Below are 17,915 nucleotides of genomic sequence, written 5' to 3' on the forward strand. Positions count from 1 at the left end.
TAGCTCATGGCAGTTTTGTTAGTTATATAGTTGTTTAAAGCAAAATAGCCAACCAAAAGCTAAAACTCAACATACACAATATAGTAGAAAGTACCACCGTCCCTGCAAGCGTTGCTTGATGCTGTTTTAACTGACACGCAATTAAGTAAGCATTTACCCCTACAGGTGATGCACTCAATAGAACTAGCACATTTCTTATTTGCTCATCTAACTCAAACACATAAGTTGCTGCAACAAATACCCCAGCCGGTAATATAATAATTTTTAATAATGAAGATATAAGCGCGGGCTGCCAGTTTGAGGCTATTTTATAAAATACTAAGTTTGCGCCTAGTACAAATAAAGCACACGGAATAGCGGGTTTGGCGAGTAAATCTATACTGCTTACTAAATTGTCATATAAGCTAAGCCCAGATACATTAATGATCAACCCGCAACCAATACTCAGTACGATAGGGTTTAGCACCATACTCTTGCTAAAGTTATACCATGAGAAGTTTTCAGCACTTCCTTTTGCCCCAATTAAAAAGGTCAGGGCAAATAGCAATGTGCTATGAAAGGTGATGATCATAAATGCAATAGCAATCATCTCTTTACCCAGTGACGCTATAACAATTGGGATACCTACCAACACCATATTTGAATAACTTCCTGCCAAACCAAATACGCTGTGTTGTTGATAATTTATTGCTTTATTATTGAGACATGGCTTATTTAAGTAAAAGCGGTCAATTAAAATGCCTAATCCAAACACACTCAAAACAGGTATGTAAAAGCTCAAAAATGCAAAAAGGCTAATACTTTGCTGTAAGTTTATTTGCGACATATTTAGTACTAAAAAGGCCGGTAAACTCACATAAAAAGTAAATCTACTTAGACCCGCAATGTGTTGTTCGTTAAAAAACTTTAACTTACAACATCCATAACCCAGTGCCACAATAAAAATGAGCGGAAAAATAATTGAAAAAATATGCACGTAGTTACATCCTAGTAATGGCTAAAGTTAGCGTCTAAATTCATCACTTTGCGGTAAATTAATTAAAATAAGTACAGCGCCTCTTCCACCATATTCGAGAGGGGCTTGGTGCATCGCTATTACGTCAGGGTGCTGTACTAAGTACTGAGGCACTTTGTGCTTTAGTACGCCGCCACCAATACCGTGCACTACACATGCACAATAATAATGCTGCTTTTTACATTCGTGAATGAGTCCAGCGAGTTCGTCTTTAGCAAGTTCTTTATTTAAGCCATGTAAATCTAGCGTCAAATCGGGTGCAAAGTCACCACGGCGAAGCTGTTTAGCTAGGAAAGTATCTTGGCCAGGTTTTACATATTTAACCGTGCCGTGGGTGTCTATATCGGGAATATAAACGTCTGAGAAGAAAAATTCAGATTGAGCCTGCTTTTTTTGCTGGGCAAATTGCTTAGCTTGTGACACCTTAGGCTTTGTATCAAAACGATGAGTATCTTGTTTAAATACTTTGGCGCCTGTGATCGTTTGACGAAATAAGCTTATGTCGTCATTGCTTAGGGACGAATGTGATGGAGTGTCTTTTTTCATAACTATTACCTAAACAAAAAAACGTAAAAACGCAGCGCAAAAGGCGGTACAATACTTAAATGAGGGGCAATTGTAATTTGCCCAGCGCAGATAGGCAATGCAATCGTCTTAAAGACTCAAAACAGTCAGTAAGCTAATACAGGTAAAAATATATGAGCGATTTACAAATAGAAGAAGCAACACTCGAAGAAGCCGTTGCAGAACTGTCAACTTTACATGACTGGTTACGTTGGACTACAAGCCAATTTGCAAGTAGTAGTATATTTTTTGGACATGGTACAGATAACGCATGGGATGAAGCTGTAAGCTTATTACTGCCTGCGCTTAGCTTGCCTGTTGATGCGCCAAAAGAATTAATGCACGCGCGTTTAACAAGCACAGAAAAAAACCGACTTGCGGGTCTTATTGCAGAACGTATTAACGACTGCACACCAGTACCTTACTTAACAAACATTGCATGGTTTGCGGGTATGCCGTTTTATGTTGATGAACGTGTACTTATACCTCGCTCACCATTTGCCGAGCTTATTAGTAACCGCTTTACGCCGTGGCTTGAAGAGCCACAATCGGTAAACCGTATATTAGATTTATGTACGGGTTCGGGTTGTATCGCAATTGCACTTGCGCAAGCTTTTGAGCAGGCACAAGTTGATGCGGTAGATATATCGTATGAAGCGCTTGAAGTCACAGACATTAACATTAACGATTACATGTTGAGTGATCGCGTGTTACCGATTCAGTCTGATGTATTTAGCGGTGTACCAGGTCAAAAATACGACCTAATAGTAGCAAACCCACCATATGTTGATGCAGAAGATATGGCTGACTTACCACGCGAATTTCATCATGAGCCAGAGCTTGGGCTTGCATCAGGCCACGATGGTTTAGATGTAACCCGTACTATATTGAGCGAAGCGAGTGAACATCTAACTGATAACGGTTTGTTATTTGTAGAAGTTGGTAACTCTATGGTACATATGGATGCACTGTATCCGGGCGCGCCGTTTGAATGGATTGAATTTGAACAAGGCGGCTTAGGTGTATTTGTAATTAGTAAAAAGCAGCTAGATGAGTATTTTGCAAAATAAGTAAAAAATGAATAGCCAAGCCCTGTGCTTGGCTGTTGGTAGTCATTAGGAATGAGGAAAGTTAATGGCAGGTAATAGCATTGGGCAGTTATTTAAAGTGTCCACCTTTGGTGAGAGCCACGGCGTTGCATTAGGCGGCGTTGTTGATGGTACTCCCGCAGGTCTTGAAATCACAGAGGCCGACTTACAAATTGATTTAGATCGCCGAAAACCAGGCCAAAGCCGTTATACAACGCAGCGCCGTGAAAGCGATCAAATAAAAATATTAGCAGGCGTTTTTGAAGGTAAAACCACAGGAACCAGCATTGGTTTATTGATTGAAAATACCGATCAACGCTCGCAAGATTACGGCAAAATTAAAGATGTATTTCGCCCAGGTCATGGCGATTACACGTATTGGCATAAGTACGGCTTGCGCGATTATCGCGGTGGCGGTCGTTCATCTGCACGCGAAACCGCGATTCGCGTAGCGGCAGGTGCTATTGCTAAAAAATACTTAAAGCAATTTCATGGTATTGAAGTTAAAGCATGTTTAAGTCAGCTTGGCCCTATTAAGGCGGAAACGTTTGACTGGGATGAAGTGGAAAATAACTTATTTTTCTTCCCTGATGCAAGTAAGATTGAAGCGCTTGACGAATATATGCGTGACCTTAAAAAGCAAGGTGACTCAGTTGGCGCTAAAGTAAAAGTAGTGGCAAGCAATGTACCTGTTGGTCTTGGTGAGCCAGTATTTGACCGCCTTGACGCCGAACTTGCACACTCATTAATGAGTATTAACGCGGTTAAAGGCGTTGAAATTGGTGATGGCTTTGATGTGGTTGAGCAAAAAGGCTCTGAGCATCGCGACGAGCTAACCCCTGAAGGTTTTACATCAAATCATGCAGGTGGTGTACTTGCGGGTATTTCGACAGGGCAAGACATTATTGCTTCTATTGCGCTAAAACCAACGTCGAGCATTACTATTCCAGGTAACAGCATTAATACAAGCAACGAAGCGGTTGAGATGATCACTAAAGGTCGTCACGATCCGTGTGTGGGTATTCGTGCAATCCCGATTGCTGAGGCAATGATGGCTATTACATTAATGGACCATTTACTGCGTCAACGCGGACAAAATCCGCATGTAAATCATCAGCACGGCCCAATTAACGGCTCTGTTTAAGTATTTATAATTATAAAAAACGCGGATTACCGCGTTTTTTTATGTCTGTAATTTAGTTTAAAGCCTTTCAGGAGTTGTTCAAGTAGGTCCTATATACTGCAAGAAGGAGGGTAGTAATCATGAACGATAATATTAATGAACACTCACAAATAAAAGCCCAGGCTGCAATAGCCCGCTTAGAACGTTTCAGTAAGTTAACGGATAGCAGCATTGGTATTCCTTTTACTAAATTTAATATAGGCCTAGAGGCTGTGATTGGTTTAATTCCCGTTATAGGTGATGCCGCAGGGCTAATTTTATCAAGCTATGTGCTTATAGAAGCGCAGCGTTTAGGTGTGAGTAAACGTATAAAGACTAAGATGATTATCAATATGCTCATTGACTTTGTGGGCGGCTTAGTGCCGTTTTTTGGCGATATATTTGATGCGTTTTTTAAAGCTAATACGCGTAATACACAACTATTAAAAAAACATTTAAACAAGCAGTTAAGTGAGTAATTAATAGCTTTAAGTAACCGTTAGCAAAGAGACTTTAAACAAAATGTTGTTGGTTGTTTAATCACCTAGTAAGGTAGGAGCGTCTATTCACTTTGGTATTTACAATATGCAATTATTTATCGGTAATAAAAACTACTCCAGCTGGTCATTACGCGCATGGTATTTAATGAGTAAATTTGATGTTGAGTTTAGTGAAACCCAGCTGGTACTCGACACCCCTGATTTTTACAGTGAACTAAAAAAGACCTTTGCTGTGCAAAAAGTTCCAGCGTTAATTGATGGCGATTTACAGGTTTGGGATTCACTAGCAATTTGTGAATATATTAACGATGCTTACTTATCAGGCGCTGCATGGCCAAAATATATTACCCAAAGAGCTAAAGCGCGTGCGCTAAGCGCTGAAATGCATTCAGGCTTTATGGCGCTGCGCAGCGAAGTGCCAATGAATATAAGAGCTACCCGTAAAGTAGTCCTATCGAGCGAAGCATTAAAAGACATAGCCCGTATAGACGAGATATTTGCACAGCAACAAGATGTGTTTCCAAACGAGTGGTTTTTTGGTGACTTTAGTATTGCTGATGCTATGTACGTACCTATTGTATTGCGTTTAAAAACGTATCAAATTACGTTATCGCCAGAGGCGCAACAATATTGTGACTTTGTTATGCGTTGCCCCGTATTGCAAGCATGGATCACTCAGGCATTAACCGAAACCGATATTGTAGAGTGTGATGAAGCAGGAACGCCTGTATAATTATTGTTTTTCATATGGCATGTTATGTGCCTTAAAATCATAAGTTTAAACTAGGCTGCTTATGTATCTAAATCACCCAAGGTATGGCAATAAACCGATAACTACCAATACCTCAGTGACAATAGAGGCGATAGAGAATGCGCACTGGCGTTACTCGAGGCTTAAATACTTCCCTAATACGGTAATATTGGCAGATAGAAAAAAGCAAAACTATGCCATTGACCCTCGGGCACTTTATGTTGATATTGAAGAGAAGTGCGAAAGTTGCTCTAAGGCATTTATTTTTTTTGCTCAAGAGCAGCAATATTGGTTTGAGGTACTTGATTTTTGGGTCGATTCACACTGTACACGTTGTTTTGAATGCCGTAAGCATGCCAGATATATACTAACTCTACGTAAACGGTACGATATGTTAACTAGCTTAGCCAATAAAACCTCAAGTGAAAAAACACAGCGTAAAGAACTTGCCAATACGCTTTACTGTTTAGGTATTATTAAAAATATCAATAAAGTGAAAGATTAATCCGCTTATATTTTACTATCACGCCTTATTTTTACTTTAGTTGTAAAAGCCCGTACAATTCGTCTCGTTTTTAGTGCGCTAATATGGCGCTGTAACCGAGACGAATTAATCAATTTTTATGCATCAAATAGCTGATCTAATTTCAATTTTTGAGCGCACTTTTTATCAAAGTCACAATACACGACTGATAAAAGGCGATTGTGAGCCTGTGTATTTACCAGCAACAGAGCAGGTGCCATATCACCAGGTTGTATTTGCGCATGGTTTTTATGCCAGTGCATTACATGAAATAGCACACTGGCTGGTGGCCGGTGATGCACGTCGGTTATTAGAAGACTACGGCTATTGGTACTGCCCTGATGGGCGCGACAAACAAAAACAAGCTGAGTTTGAAAAGGTAGAAATAAAGCCCCAAGCTATAGAGTGGTTATTAAGCACAGCAGCAGGGTTTAATTTTAATGTGTCGGTGGATAATTTAAACGGCGAGCAAACGTGTCGGTTTGATTTTCAGCAGCGAGTATATGCACGGGTATTATCGCTAATCGAAAATGGCTTTAACTCTCGTACAGAGTCACTTTTAAAAGCAGTGTGTGATTTTTACAATACACCGTGGCCCTTAACAGCGCAGCAATTTAAGTGGCAACATCCAAAGGAGCTTTGTAATGGCGTTTAAATTAGGCTTAATTGTAAACCCTGTAGCAGGTTTAGGTGGCACAGTCGCTTTAAAAGGCAGTGATGGCGCACACACAGCGGCAAAAGCAATAGAGTTAGGCGCAGAGCCAAAAGCAAATAGCCGAACAAAAGCAGCGCTTGAGGTGCTATTACCTTATAAAGAACGCTTAACCATTTACACTGTTAACGGTGACATGGGTGAGCAAACAGCAAAAGCTTTGGGCTTTAATGTAGAGGTTGTATATAACACTTCTGCAATAACAACCCCAGATGACACAGAACAAGCCGCAAAAATACTTAAAAACTCTGGTGTTGATTTAGTCTTATTTGCCGGAGGCGACGGTACAGCACGTAACATTTGCCATGCAATAGAGGATACCATTCCCGTACTTGGTATTCCCGCAGGTTGTAAAATTCATTCTGGTGTTTACGCTATCACGCCAAAGGCTGCAGGGCGCGTAGTCGAAATGCTGGTTAAGGGGGAGTTAGTTACCTTAGCCGATGCAGATGTAATGGATATAGATGAAGATGCTTTCAGGCAAGGCACAGTAAAAGCCAAACGCTACGGCGAAATGCAAACACCTAGCGAAGTACGCTATATGCAAGCGGTTAAAAATGGCGGTAAAGAAACCGACGAACTCGTACTTGCCGACATTGCAGCGCATGTTGTATCGCAAATGGATGAAGACACATTTTATATTATGGGTAGCGGCTCAACGGTTGAAGCCATAATGGAAGAAATGGGGCTTGAAAATACGTTACTTGGTGTTGATTTAATAAAAGATCAAACCTTAGTTGCCCAAGATTTAACGGCTAAGCAATTGCTTGAGCTTACACATGATCAAAGTACTAAGTTAGTCATTACGCTCATTGGCGGGCAAGGGCATATATTTGGCCGTGGTAACCAGCAATTGAGTCCTTTGCTTATACGCGCAATTGGCAAAGAAAATATTATTGTAGTAGCAACAAAAACAAAACTACTAGCGCTTAATGGTCGCCCCCTTATTTGTGATACAGGCGATGGCGAATTAGATGATGAATTAACCGGTTATATTAAAGTAACCACCGGATTTAACGACCATATTATGTATGCAGTAGGGCACCAAAACCTTGAAAATACAGGTGCTTTGCAAAACCAGGAGATTAATAAATGAGTTTAGTGAACTATATCGATGCAGCCCAGCAGTACTTCGATGATTTAGTAATAAAAGCAACTGACGATGAGTTATTTGCTGGCGGCTATTTACGAGGTCATTTTGATCTTGCAGTTGGTTATGCCGAAGTAGAAAAGCTGACAATCAGTATAGATGAGCTAAATGAAACTGTAGAGCAAAGCTTAGTTAAAGCATATCGCAACGGCGAGCTTAACGAAGAAGACAAGGCATTAGTTGCACGCTTGTGGGATGAAGTTAAAGCCCTCGCTTAACCCTAAGTGGCAAAAAAACACGATTTGTTTATCACTATCGTGTTTTTTTGTGCCCAAAACTTTTAAAGCACATTCCCATGTTAATTTACTGTTTTGTTTTTATGCGATATTGTTACTAAAATAAATTTTAGGAACAATAAAAATGAATAATAATCAAGACGCTTTACCTTCAGGGGTTGTAGCGCGTTTTTTAAATTTTGTTGAGCGAGTAGGAAATAAGCTTCCAGATCCAGCCGTAATATTTCTATTTGCAATGTTATTAATTTGGTTTTTGTCGTGGTGGTTTTCAGGCGTGAGCTTTGATGCAATAGACCCACGTACCGGTGAAGCGATTATTATTAATAATATGCTGGCAAGTGATTCGCTCGCTACTTTTTTATCCTCTATGGTAAAAACCTTTACTGGCTTTGCTCCCTTAGGTGTCGTTTTAGTAGCTATGTTAGGTGTCGGTGTTGCAGAGCATTCGGGATTTATTAATACCGGCCTTAAGTTAATGCTTAAAGTTACTCCTAAAAAGCTATTAACGCCTTCAATCATTTTAGTGGCCATTGTGAGCCATACCGCTACTGACGCAGGTTATGTATTAGTTATTCCACTTGCCGGTGTTATATTTTATGCAGCAGGACGCCATCCGCTTGCGGGTATTGCAGCTGCATTTGCAGGAGTCAGTGGTGGTTTTGGGGCTAACTTTATTCCATCAGGGATTGATCCATTACTACAAAGCTTTACCCAAAGTGCGGCGCAAATAATTAATCCTGCAATAACAATTAACCCGTTAAATAACTGGGCATTTGCTTCAGCATCTAGCTTATTTATTGTGGCATTAGGCTGGTACATTACCGATAAAATTATTGAACCACGTTTACAAAAAACAGCAGTTGATGGTGCTAAAGAGGATTTACCTGTATTTGAAGATGCACGTAGTGATGAAAAACGTGCCTTTTATATAGCCAGTACCGTGATGATTGCTGGACTTGCGTTATTAGCATTTGTCTCTGCTCCAGACGATTCTGCAATGCGCAGTAGTGACGGATCCCTTACTAATTTTAGCTCTCCTTTAATGCAATCAATTGTACCACTAATATTTTTACTTTTTTGGATCCCAGGCACTGTATATGGTTTTACGGTAGGTACCTTTAATACTTCAAAAGATATGATTGATGCTATGAGTAAAGCGATGAGCGGCATGGCATATTATATCGTCATGGCGTTTTTCTGTTCGCTATTTATTGCTGCATTTAGTAAATCAAATTTAGGTGCACTGCTCGCAATTGAAGGTGCGCAGTTATTAAAGGCGATGGAATTGCCAAGTGCAGTAACGGTTGTAGGCATTATCTTTTTAACTGGCTTTGTTAACTTGTTTGTAGGTTCAAGTTCAGCAAAATGGGCGTTACTTGGCCCCATTTTTGTACCGATGTTAATGCAACTTGGCATTTCGCCAGACTTAACTCAAGCCGCTTATCGTGTAGGTGACTCAAGCTCTAATATTATTACACCGTTAATGCCATACTTCCCATTAGTGGTGGTGTACTGTCAAAAGTATGTCAAAGGCACCGGTATAGGCACTTTAATTGCTATTATGCTGCCGTACTCAATTGCCTTTATGATTGGCTGGAGTATCTTTTTATTAGGTTATTGGGCACTTGGTATTCCTTTAGGTTTAGATGCAAGCTACATTTATCCAGCATTGCCTTAGCCTAAACCTTTATGAACCTCACTCACTTGAGTGAGGTTTTTAAATAAAAGTCCTGTAATGTAAAAGTAAGTCTAAGTTATCTTTCTAAATCTCTCACTATATAGCCAAATAAGCTGGCCTCTCCAACAATATACACATAATCATTTTTGTTGTTCATTATTGTAGACTTATCGTCATACCACCTAAAATCATGAATCTTATTCGTTTTAGGGTCTTTGAAGTATAAACGAGTACAGCTATCTTCATACTCAGTGCCACACTCTTGTACATCGGTCAGGATGTATTCTTTATACCAATAGTCGCCTTGTGTGTAGTAAGCCCATAATTTAATAGGATCAGAGATAAAAACATAGAGTATTCCAAAGATTAATAAAGGGGATAATGGGTACATGAAAATGGATGCTAATTTTATTTTAGTATCTGAGAAATTGTATTTAAGTGATTCTCTATATTTACTGCAGCGTTTATATTTATTGAATATAAGTATATTTAAATAGATAAATAGTGCACAACAGATAATAGGGAGGGTTATAAAGAAAACAGCGTCGTATAGTTCATTTGAGATGAATGGTGGATCTGTAAAGTCCATTAAAATAGGTATAGTGATGCATAATAAAATGGGGAGTACTATTGCTACAAAGAGCAAGTTGTCGTAAATCTTTTTCAATTTTTAATTCGTCCGTGAACTATAGCCTTTGTCTAGTTTACAGAATTTTTGTTATTTTAAAAATCAGAGAAATGTATTTATAGGCATTAAGCAACCCGAACTCAGGCTAAAAAAACTATCTCAAGCCGCTATTGAATTGACGCGAAAGTTTACTTTGTTTTCACTGTAGCAGCAGCTTAAAAACAAAAAAACCTTGTCACTTTCGTGGCAAGGTTTTTTTATTAAAGAGTCGTTGCTTATTTAGCTGTGAAGCTTACAGGGCGACGTTCTTTACGAGGACCGCTGCGCTTATCACCGCGTGCGCCGTCATCTTTATTAAAGCTGCGTTTCTTATCACCACCTGGACGCTCAGAGCGTTCGCCACGTGGTTCAGCAGGACCTTGATCAGTTGTAATTGTTAAGCCCATAGGGCGTTTACAAATAAACACTTTTTGGAAGTGATCAAGTACATCTTTAGGCATGTTTTGCGGTAATTGAACCGTGCTGTGATTGTCGTGTAGACGAATATCACCAATAAACTTGCTTGAGATGTCAGCTTCGTTAGCGATAGCGCCAACAATATTTTTAACCTGAACACCATGTTCACGACCTACTTCGATACGGTACGTATCCATAGGACCTGCATCACGGCTGTTACGTTCGCGAGGTTTACGCTCAGCGCGTTCACCACCACGTTCGCCGCCACGTTCGTTACGACGTCCACGGTCACCACGATCGTTGCGTGAATTGCGGTCGTTACGCTCGTTACGTTCACGAGGTTGAATCTTAACTTCTTCAACTTTAATTGGCGATTGTTGCTGTGCTAAACACAGTAACGCACCCGCTAAGCTTTCAAGAGGAAGATCAAGTTTTTCGGCCATGTTAGTAGCTACTTCATTGAAGAACGTGATGTCTTTGTTTTCAAGCGCAATAGTTAATTTTGCTTGTAACGCTTCGATACGTTTTTCTTCAACAATTTTTGCTGTAGGTAATTCAACTTGAGCAATTTCAGACTTCGTATGACGAATGATATTTTTAAGTAAATAACGTTCGTTATGTTTTACGAATAAGATTGCTTTACCAGTACGACCAGCACGACCTGTACGGCCGATACGGTGAACGTAGGCTTCAGAATCTTGTGGGATATCGTAGTTGATAACTAAGCTTAAACGGTCAACATCAAGACCACGTGCCGCTACATCTGTTGCAATAACAATGTTTAGCATGCCACTTTTTAAGCGATCTACAGTGCGTTCACGTGCTTGCTGGTTCATGTCACCGTTAAGTGGAGCAGCAGAGAAACCTTCGCGCTCTAATAACTCAGCAAGTTGTACTGTATCGTTACGCGTACGTACGAAAACAATAGCACCTTCATATTGCTCAGCTTCTAAGAAGCGAACAATTGCTTTATTTTTATGTACGCTTGCATTCCAAAACACTTGCTCAACAGATGATACTGTAGAGTTACGCGCAGAAATATGAACCTGTTCAGGGTTATTCATATACTTGCTGCTGATGTTTTGAATTTGCTTAGGCATAGTCGCAGAGAAAAGACATGTTTGCTTTTCGCGCGGTGTTTTTTCCATGATGCTTTCTACATCATCGATAAAGCCCATACGTAACATTTCATCGGCTTCATCAAGTACAAGTGCTTGTAGAGCATCAAACTTGATAGTGCCACGGTTAATGTGATCGATTAAACGACCTGGAGTTGCAACAATAACCTGAGCGCCACGACGAAGTGCGCTTAATTGGATACTGTAGCTTTGGCCACCATAGAGTGCCAATACTTCAATACCACGAACATGTTTAGCATATTGTTCGAATGCCTCAGCAACTTGGATCGCAAGCTCACGTGTTGGTGTGAGTACAAGGATCTGTGGCTGTTTCACAGACGGGTCAATATTATTTAGTAATGGCAGTGCAAATGCTGCGGTTTTACCTGTACCCGTTTGAGCTAGTCCCAGTACGTCCTTTCTTTCTAGCAATAACGGTATACATTGAGCTTGGATTTCAGATGGTGTCTTGTAACCCAACTCTTCAACTGCCTTCAAAATTGCAGGAGAAAGATTTAGAGATTCAAACGTGACTGGTTCTGACATTAATACGCCTCAACGAATTTAAAGAGGCGCGCATTATATAGGATTCGCGAGGCAAATGCTTGTATAAATTGAAACTAATTTCTATGTGTTTGATGTTGGTCGAAATTTAACCAGTTTGATTTGGGGTTTATTAAACTGGTTAACATATTTAATACAACGCTTATTTGTACAAGCCTAGGTTTTCTTTTGCGTAAGCTTCAAATTCTGTAAATCCACCGATGTGATTTTGATCCACAAAAATTTGTGGAACGGTAGGGCAAGGTTTACCAGCTGACTTTTCAAGGTCGGCTTTACTAATGCCTTCTTTAATTATATCGATGTAGCGAAATTTAAAGTCATCACGTTCATTTGATAGTTGCTCCGCAACATCTTTTGCACGAACACAATATGGACAACCTTCACGGCCAAAAATTACAGTTAACATAGCTTTCTCCTCAATTTGATTAAAATCAGTTTAAATGATTGAAAAATTATTTAAAGCAAAAAAAATCGATTACACCATTCTAATAAAAACTATAAATCATATATTGCATATCAATATGATTTGCAAAATGCGAATGAGAAACTAAAGCGCTGTCTGTCTAATACTTAAGTATATGAATGCAAGTGTGTTTACAAGAACTAATTTGTGGCACATAACTTGATGATTAAGAGGTATACATTGGGTTAACGAGAATACTTTATGAATATTAATAGTCACGTTTTAGAAATTATCCAAGGGGTAATCGGTAAATATTGTAAAACCCAAAATCGAAATTTTTCAGTTACTTTAATTAACAAGTTGCAATGTAACTACGTTTGTTTGCAAATCCCTCTTGAGCAAATGATTGCGCAATGCGAGGAATTTCTGATTCCAGCGCTAGCATCTGTAAAGCAGAGCTTTTTACTTAACCTAGAAGCAAATATACAAGGGGTTAGCCTTCATTACCAGATTGATGATTCTGAGCAAGTAAGCACGCTGGATTTTCATGGGCTTTTAGCAACAAAAGAGTCTGTTAGTTTGGCACTTGATATTAGCCAAAATATAGACGTTCTAACTGATTGTGAGGCGTTATTTAAAAGTTGTTTAATAACATCGGATAATACCCATGAGCGCTTTGGCTTAAATTTTAAATTATTCAATAGCACTTTTAAGGAAACGGTACAGATTGAGGATTTACGTCACCTTAGTGGTGATGCGCTAACTGATAAACTAAATGGTGACAGCATAAATAGACACATAAAGTTATGCACTATTAGCGACATTAGTGAGCTGAGCCAAGAGAACAAACTATCTAAAAAAATATTAGGTTGGCCATTTTTTGATACTGACCTCATTACCATTTTAACAACATTTCATACGCAAACACGTTTATCTGTATTAGTGGCGGATGATAGCTTACCAAGTCAAATTGCAACAAAAGTGATGCTCGAAATGCTGGGCTGCTTAGTAACATGTGCAGAAAATGGCGCTAGTGCCTTAACGCTTGCTCAAAATGAACCATTTGATTTACTGCTCTTAGATGAGCGCATGCCAGGAATGTTTGGCAGTGACGTAGCACAGCAATTGGTGCGTCAAAATACCCCTAATAATGATACACCCAAAGTTATTTTAACTGGGCTAACAGGGGATGAGCAGATAGCTGAGTTATTTGAAAAAGGTATTACGCACTATTTACAAAAACCAGTGACCAAAGCAGTGCTTGAAAAGTTTATTAAACCTTGGCAATTAGCGTCTTAAATTGGTTAATAAGGTGGCAATGATGCATGACTTTTCTAAAACAGCGCTTATTTTGATTGGTTTTCAAAATGATTACTTTTCACCAAAAGGTATTTTGTATGACGTAGTTGAAGAGTCGTCAAGAATTACTGGCGTGGTAGAAAATACACTCTCTTTATTGACCGCCTGTGCAGAGCATTTTGCGCTAGTTGTTAATACACCCATTCATTTTACACAAAACTACAGTGAGCTTAAAAATCCGATTGGCATATTAAAAGCTATTGCAGATGTGGGCGCATTTAAAGCAGGTTCGTACGGCGCTCAAACCATTGAGCAGCTAGATTTTTTTAGCAATGTTATAGAAGTGGTGCCTGGGAAAAGAGGTTTAAATGCTTTTACACATACTGCTCTAGCGCAAAAGCTCAAAGAACATGGTGTCACTAATGTAATTTTAGCCGGTACGGTGACTTCTATTTGTATTGACTCAACTGCGCGAACGGCTGTTGAACTTGGTTTTAACGTCACTATTTTAAGTGACTGTACATCGAGTCGCACTCCTTTTGAACAAACTTTTTACTGTGAAGAGGTTTTTCCTCTTTATGCGCGAGTTTGTGATAGTAAAACTTTTATTAAGCATTGGAGAGAGCATGGATAACAACGATGAACTACAAGTGCAAATCCAATATGCATTGGTCGAAAAGCTCTCCAATAGTAATCGACGTCAAGCAAAGCTATTAGCTATTTTAGATGAATGTATTTTTGAGTGTGGTAAACATTTAAATCTTACCTATATTAACGAAGCATGGGAGAAGAAACTAGGTTACTCAAGCGATTCATTAATTGGTTCTAATATTACTAAGTTAATGAATTGCGATGATATTATGCATTTTGTTGCATACAGTTGTTGTTTGCTTGAAGGAAAGCAGACTCCTAGTGTAGAAATACAAATAAAAAATAGTCACGGACTCTTAAACTGGTTTGAGTTGAGGCTAGTTTATGATGAAAAAAGCGGTTTTATAGGTTCACTCTATGACATTCAACGTCATAAAGACTCACAACTTTTGCTTACACAACAGCAAAAATATGTAAAACGCTTATCGCTTGTTGCGAGCCATACAAATAACTTAGTGATAATTACAGATAAATTTGGCGTAATTGAGTGGGTTAACAATAGTTTTGAAGTACTTACAGGTTACACCTGTGATGAGGTTATAGGCACCAGTCCTGGTCATTTACTGCAAGGGCCAAAAACATGTGAAAAAAGCCGTAAGGTCATGTCTCATGCCGTAAAAAATGGGCTTCCTTTTCAAGTTGAAACTACAAATTACGATAAAAACGGTAATATTTATTGGGTTGCTATTGATGCAAACCCAGTGCGAGATGATGAAGGCCAAGTAAAGCACTTTATCGCTATAGAAACTAATATTACGCAGCGAGTTAAAGCCGAACAAGCAATGGCAGAGATAGAATATAATTATCACTCTGTCGTTGATAATATCCCTGATATTGTTTTACGCCTTGATACATTTGGCAATCTATTATTTATAAATCAAGCATGGCAGCGAGTTCTACACAGCAAGGTAGATGAGAGCCTTGGCTTACCTATAATTAAGTTTATAGCAAAAGAAGATGTAGAAAAAATTAGTAGCACTTTACTTGATTATAAACAAGGTAAGCGTGACATTCGTCGCTTTGATATACGTTTAATTAATGCACAAGGTATAAATAACTGGGTCGAAATTACACTTACTCCAATTGTTGGTGGCTACGAAAGTGATTTATCATCAATTGCTGCGACACTTGTGGATATACAAGAGCGTATTGAAAGCGAGCAAATATTACTTGAAGCTAAACATCAGGCAGAAACCCTAGCGGAGTCAAAAAGCCGATTCATGGCAAATATTAGTCATGAAATTCGCACACCATTAAATGCTGTAATTGGATCTGCAGATATTTTGCATCATACCGGTTTAACTTCTGAACAAATGCGCTATACACAAATGATTAAAACAAGTTCTGACGCGCTATTAAGTGTATTGGACGATGTATTAACGTACTCACGTTTTGAAGCACAAGCCATAACACTCAATAATCAGCCATTTAGTATTGATACGTGTATTGAAGAAGCAATAGATATAATTTCCCAAAGCGCTTTACAAAAAGGGCTTGAGGTTATTTTTGATTTTTATCCTGATGTACCAGCTCAAGTAATTGGTGATCATGCCCGTATAAGACAAATAGTCATAAATTTATTAGCCAATGCGATTAAGTTCACTCAACATGGTGTAATAACGGTTACTGTTAAGTGCACTCATATTGAAGGTAATAATTTAAACCTTTATATATCTGTAAAAGACACGGGTATGGGAATTGCAAAAAATAAAATTGACAGTATGTTTATGCCTTTTATTCAATCCGATAATTCAATTACTCGAAAGCATGGTGGCAGTGGCTTAGGGCTTGCGATATGTAGGCAAATTTGTGATGTGGTAGGTGGAGATATTTCGGTTAGTTCTGAGTTTAATAAAGGAAGCGAGTTTATAGTTAATTACCCGCTGCAAATAGACACAACTGACTCAATTTTAAGAGAAGGGTTTGCAGCACGAAGTAAAAAGCCAAAAGTATGGATAGTAGGAAGTCACGAAATTCTAAAAACAGCCTTGGAGCATACGCTCACTCGGTTTTCTATCACTTTTGAACACTACGAAGTATGCCCAGATATACCCAAGTACGATAGTTTTCCTGATGCAATTGTACTAACTGATCCTCAAATGTTAGCCCAAACACGCGAGCGTATAAATACATACAACTCCCTTAATTCACCGTGTTTACTCATCCTAGATTTGCTAGGTAAAAGCTTATTACCGCAAAATATTAACGACAGAGAGCTTAGGTTAAATGGCCCTTATAAAGTATCCCATGTACTACGGGCAATTAGTTTATTAGAAGAGCAGTTGTTTCATTTGGATATTATATTTACCAATCGTGAGCAAAAAGAAACTTTAGAAAGCCCCTTAGGGTTAACTCAGTTAAGCGGAACCAAGGTATTAGTTGCTGAAGATAATACGAATAATCAAATTGTAATTCGGCAGTTTTTAGAACAAAAAGGTTGCCGTGTACATATTGTTAGTGATGGTCAAGAGGCAATAATAAAGGCGCAAAACGATGAAATTGATATTATTTTTATGGATATCCAAATGCCAATACTCGATGGGATTTCTGCAACTAAAGCAATCAGAAAGTTAGGTATAACCACCCCCATAATAGCACTCACTGCAAATGCGATTCATGGTGATAAAGAGCGATTTATAGACGCGGGGATGAATGACTATTTAGCTAAGCCAATTGTAAGTGAGACACTTTATTTATTACTTGATAAATATGCCCCAGAGCAGGTTATTGAATCTAAACATTTAAAGCTCTCTCGTTTAGCGCAAGTGTGGGAAAAGCTGAGTTGAGCAATGAAGGCTAGGGTTTGTTAAACGTTTAGGGTTAAGTTTGTAGCAGTGTGTTTGGTATTTAGGCAAAGTTGAGCCTATGCAGTGTGGTTATTTTCCATAAATGGGCGATAACGTAGCATTAATGCCAAACAGGCGCTGCCCAAAGGTTTCTTCCTAAGGGCTATTTACTCTTTGTTGCCAACATGCATGTAGGGAAGGGGTAAGGGGCGTGAGCAGAACGCGGAAGCTTTGCTCGGTCTTACATCGATGTAAGTCAGTAGGGTAACGCAGGAGCAGTTACCGATCCCGCTAGGTTATAAACCTCGCGCCGCGATTAAACCGCCTGTAGTTTGAACGAATTTTAATCCGCAAAGATCAACAGACAATATAAAAAGTGGGTTTGTGTTGCATAAAACTTGATAAACGGAGAAATTAACCTAGTATTTTAGGGGTAAGTTAAATTTATTTTTTAGTAATTAATGAGTGTTTTTAGTGTGTGTTTTTTTAATTTGATTCGCAAATTGCAATTCAAAATAAAAATAAAATGTTATGAACTTTATTTAAATACTCAATCATACCTTTAATTTATTTTAACGACATGATTTTGTAAGGTTTTTACTTTTTTGTAAAGTTGTTATCTGGTTGGCAC

At 38.8% G+C, this 17,915-nt stretch carries 17 protein-coding genes; 12 read left to right on the forward strand and 5 right to left on the reverse strand.

The features are described from left to right. Positions 1–34: 34 nt before the first annotated feature. Together H5117_RS01550 and smrB are read right to left on the reverse strand one after the other, a co-directional pair. Positions 35–976: an AEC family transporter gene (locus H5117_RS01550; RefSeq protein ID WP_182736009.1), complete on the reverse strand. Its 942-nt coding sequence runs from the start codon at positions 974–976 to the stop codon at positions 35–37. A 27-nt stretch (positions 977–1,003) separates the two neighbouring features. Continuing rightward, positions 1,004–1,561: an endonuclease SmrB gene (gene smrB, locus H5117_RS01555; RefSeq protein ID WP_007377742.1), complete on the reverse strand. Its 558-nt coding sequence runs from the start codon at positions 1,559–1,561 to the stop codon at positions 1,004–1,006. A 152-nt stretch (positions 1,562–1,713) separates the two neighbouring features. Here smrB and prmB point away from each other — a divergent pair, with 152 nt between their 5' ends. The 9 genes from prmB to H5117_RS01600 all read left to right on the forward strand — a co-directional run bounded on the left by prmB (position 1,714) and on the right by H5117_RS01600 (position 9,379). After that, on the forward strand, positions 1,714–2,649 hold the full coding sequence (prmB, locus tag H5117_RS01560) for a 50S ribosomal protein L3 N(5)-glutamine methyltransferase (RefSeq protein ID WP_007377743.1): 936 nt from the start codon (positions 1,714–1,716) through the stop codon (positions 2,647–2,649). Positions 2,650–2,713: 64 nt separating this feature from the next. Further along, positions 2,714–3,811, forward strand: coding sequence for a chorismate synthase (gene aroC, locus H5117_RS01565; RefSeq protein WP_182736010.1), 1,098 nt, complete (start codon positions 2,714–2,716; stop codon positions 3,809–3,811). 119 nt (positions 3,812–3,930) lie between these two features. Continuing rightward, entirely contained in the window at positions 3,931–4,308 is a 378-nt protein-coding gene (locus tag H5117_RS01570; protein WP_024591638.1) for a DUF4112 domain-containing protein, read from the forward strand. A gap of 106 nt (positions 4,309–4,414) precedes the next feature. Further along, positions 4,415–5,062, forward strand: a complete 648-nt coding sequence (locus tag H5117_RS01575) for a glutathione S-transferase family protein (RefSeq protein WP_182695804.1) — start codon at positions 4,415–4,417, stop codon at positions 5,060–5,062. 187 nt (positions 5,063–5,249) lie between these two features. Continuing rightward, positions 5,250–5,585, forward strand: coding sequence for a zinc-ribbon domain-containing protein (locus tag H5117_RS01580; protein WP_259404207.1), 336 nt, complete (start codon positions 5,250–5,252; stop codon positions 5,583–5,585). 118 nt (positions 5,586–5,703) lie between these two features. Continuing rightward, positions 5,704–6,258 (forward strand): elongation factor P hydroxylase, encoded by a 555-nt coding sequence (locus H5117_RS01585; RefSeq protein ID WP_182695803.1) that lies wholly within the window; start codon positions 5,704–5,706, stop codon positions 6,256–6,258. Beyond that, complete coding sequence (locus H5117_RS01590; RefSeq protein ID WP_154903375.1) at positions 6,248–7,411, forward strand: ATP-NAD kinase family protein; 1,164 nt, start codon at positions 6,248–6,250, stop codon at positions 7,409–7,411. The genes H5117_RS01585 and H5117_RS01590 overlap by 11 nt, the downstream gene beginning before the upstream one ends. Further along, complete coding sequence (locus tag H5117_RS01595; protein ID WP_024596509.1) at positions 7,408–7,683, forward strand: YfcL family protein; 276 nt, start codon at positions 7,408–7,410, stop codon at positions 7,681–7,683. Before H5117_RS01590 ends, H5117_RS01595 begins: the two co-directional genes overlap by 4 nt. A gap of 142 nt (positions 7,684–7,825) precedes the next feature. Continuing rightward, positions 7,826–9,379: an AbgT family transporter gene (locus tag H5117_RS01600; protein ID WP_182693393.1), complete on the forward strand. Its 1,554-nt coding sequence runs from the start codon at positions 7,826–7,828 to the stop codon at positions 9,377–9,379. A 76-nt stretch (positions 9,380–9,455) separates the two neighbouring features. Here the strand turns inward: H5117_RS01600 and H5117_RS01605 are convergent, their stop codons facing one another. The 3 genes from H5117_RS01605 to H5117_RS01615 form a co-directional block, all read right to left on the reverse strand. Next, positions 9,456–10,046, reverse strand: a complete 591-nt coding sequence (locus H5117_RS01605) for a membrane protein (protein ID WP_024596511.1) — start codon at positions 10,044–10,046, stop codon at positions 9,456–9,458. Positions 10,047–10,282: 236 nt separating this feature from the next. Then, positions 10,283–12,127, reverse strand: a complete 1,845-nt coding sequence (locus H5117_RS01610; RefSeq protein WP_182736012.1) for a DEAD/DEAH box helicase — start codon at positions 12,125–12,127, stop codon at positions 10,283–10,285. A 160-nt stretch (positions 12,128–12,287) separates the two neighbouring features. Continuing rightward, positions 12,288–12,551 carry a GrxA family glutaredoxin gene (locus H5117_RS01615; RefSeq protein WP_024595981.1) on the reverse strand — a complete coding sequence of 88 codons (264 nt, stop codon included), beginning with the start codon at positions 12,549–12,551 and terminating at the stop codon, positions 12,288–12,290. A 258-nt stretch (positions 12,552–12,809) separates the two neighbouring features. Here H5117_RS01615 and H5117_RS01620 point away from each other — a divergent pair, with 258 nt between their 5' ends. Genes H5117_RS01620 through H5117_RS01630 form a run of 3 tightly spaced genes read left to right on the forward strand, consistent with a single transcriptional unit; the run spans position 12,810 to position 17,284 of the window. Next, the gene (locus H5117_RS01620) at positions 12,810–13,847 is read left to right on the forward strand and encodes a response regulator (protein ID WP_024595980.1); all 1,038 of its coding nucleotides are present in this window, start codon (positions 12,810–12,812) and stop codon (positions 13,845–13,847) included. Between the two features lie 22 nt (positions 13,848–13,869). After that, positions 13,870–14,481, forward strand: a complete 612-nt coding sequence (locus H5117_RS01625; protein WP_024595979.1) for an isochorismatase family cysteine hydrolase — start codon at positions 13,870–13,872, stop codon at positions 14,479–14,481. Further along, positions 14,474–17,284 (forward strand): PAS domain-containing hybrid sensor histidine kinase/response regulator, encoded by a 2,811-nt coding sequence (locus H5117_RS01630; protein ID WP_182736013.1) that lies wholly within the window; start codon positions 14,474–14,476, stop codon positions 17,282–17,284. The genes H5117_RS01625 and H5117_RS01630 overlap by 8 nt, the downstream gene beginning before the upstream one ends. The last annotated feature ends 631 nt before the right edge of the window (positions 17,285–17,915 follow it).

It is taken from the genome of Pseudoalteromonas sp. SG45-1 (assembly GCF_014164135.1).
Taxonomy (GTDB): Bacteria; Pseudomonadota; Gammaproteobacteria; order Enterobacterales; family Alteromonadaceae; genus Pseudoalteromonas; species Pseudoalteromonas distincta.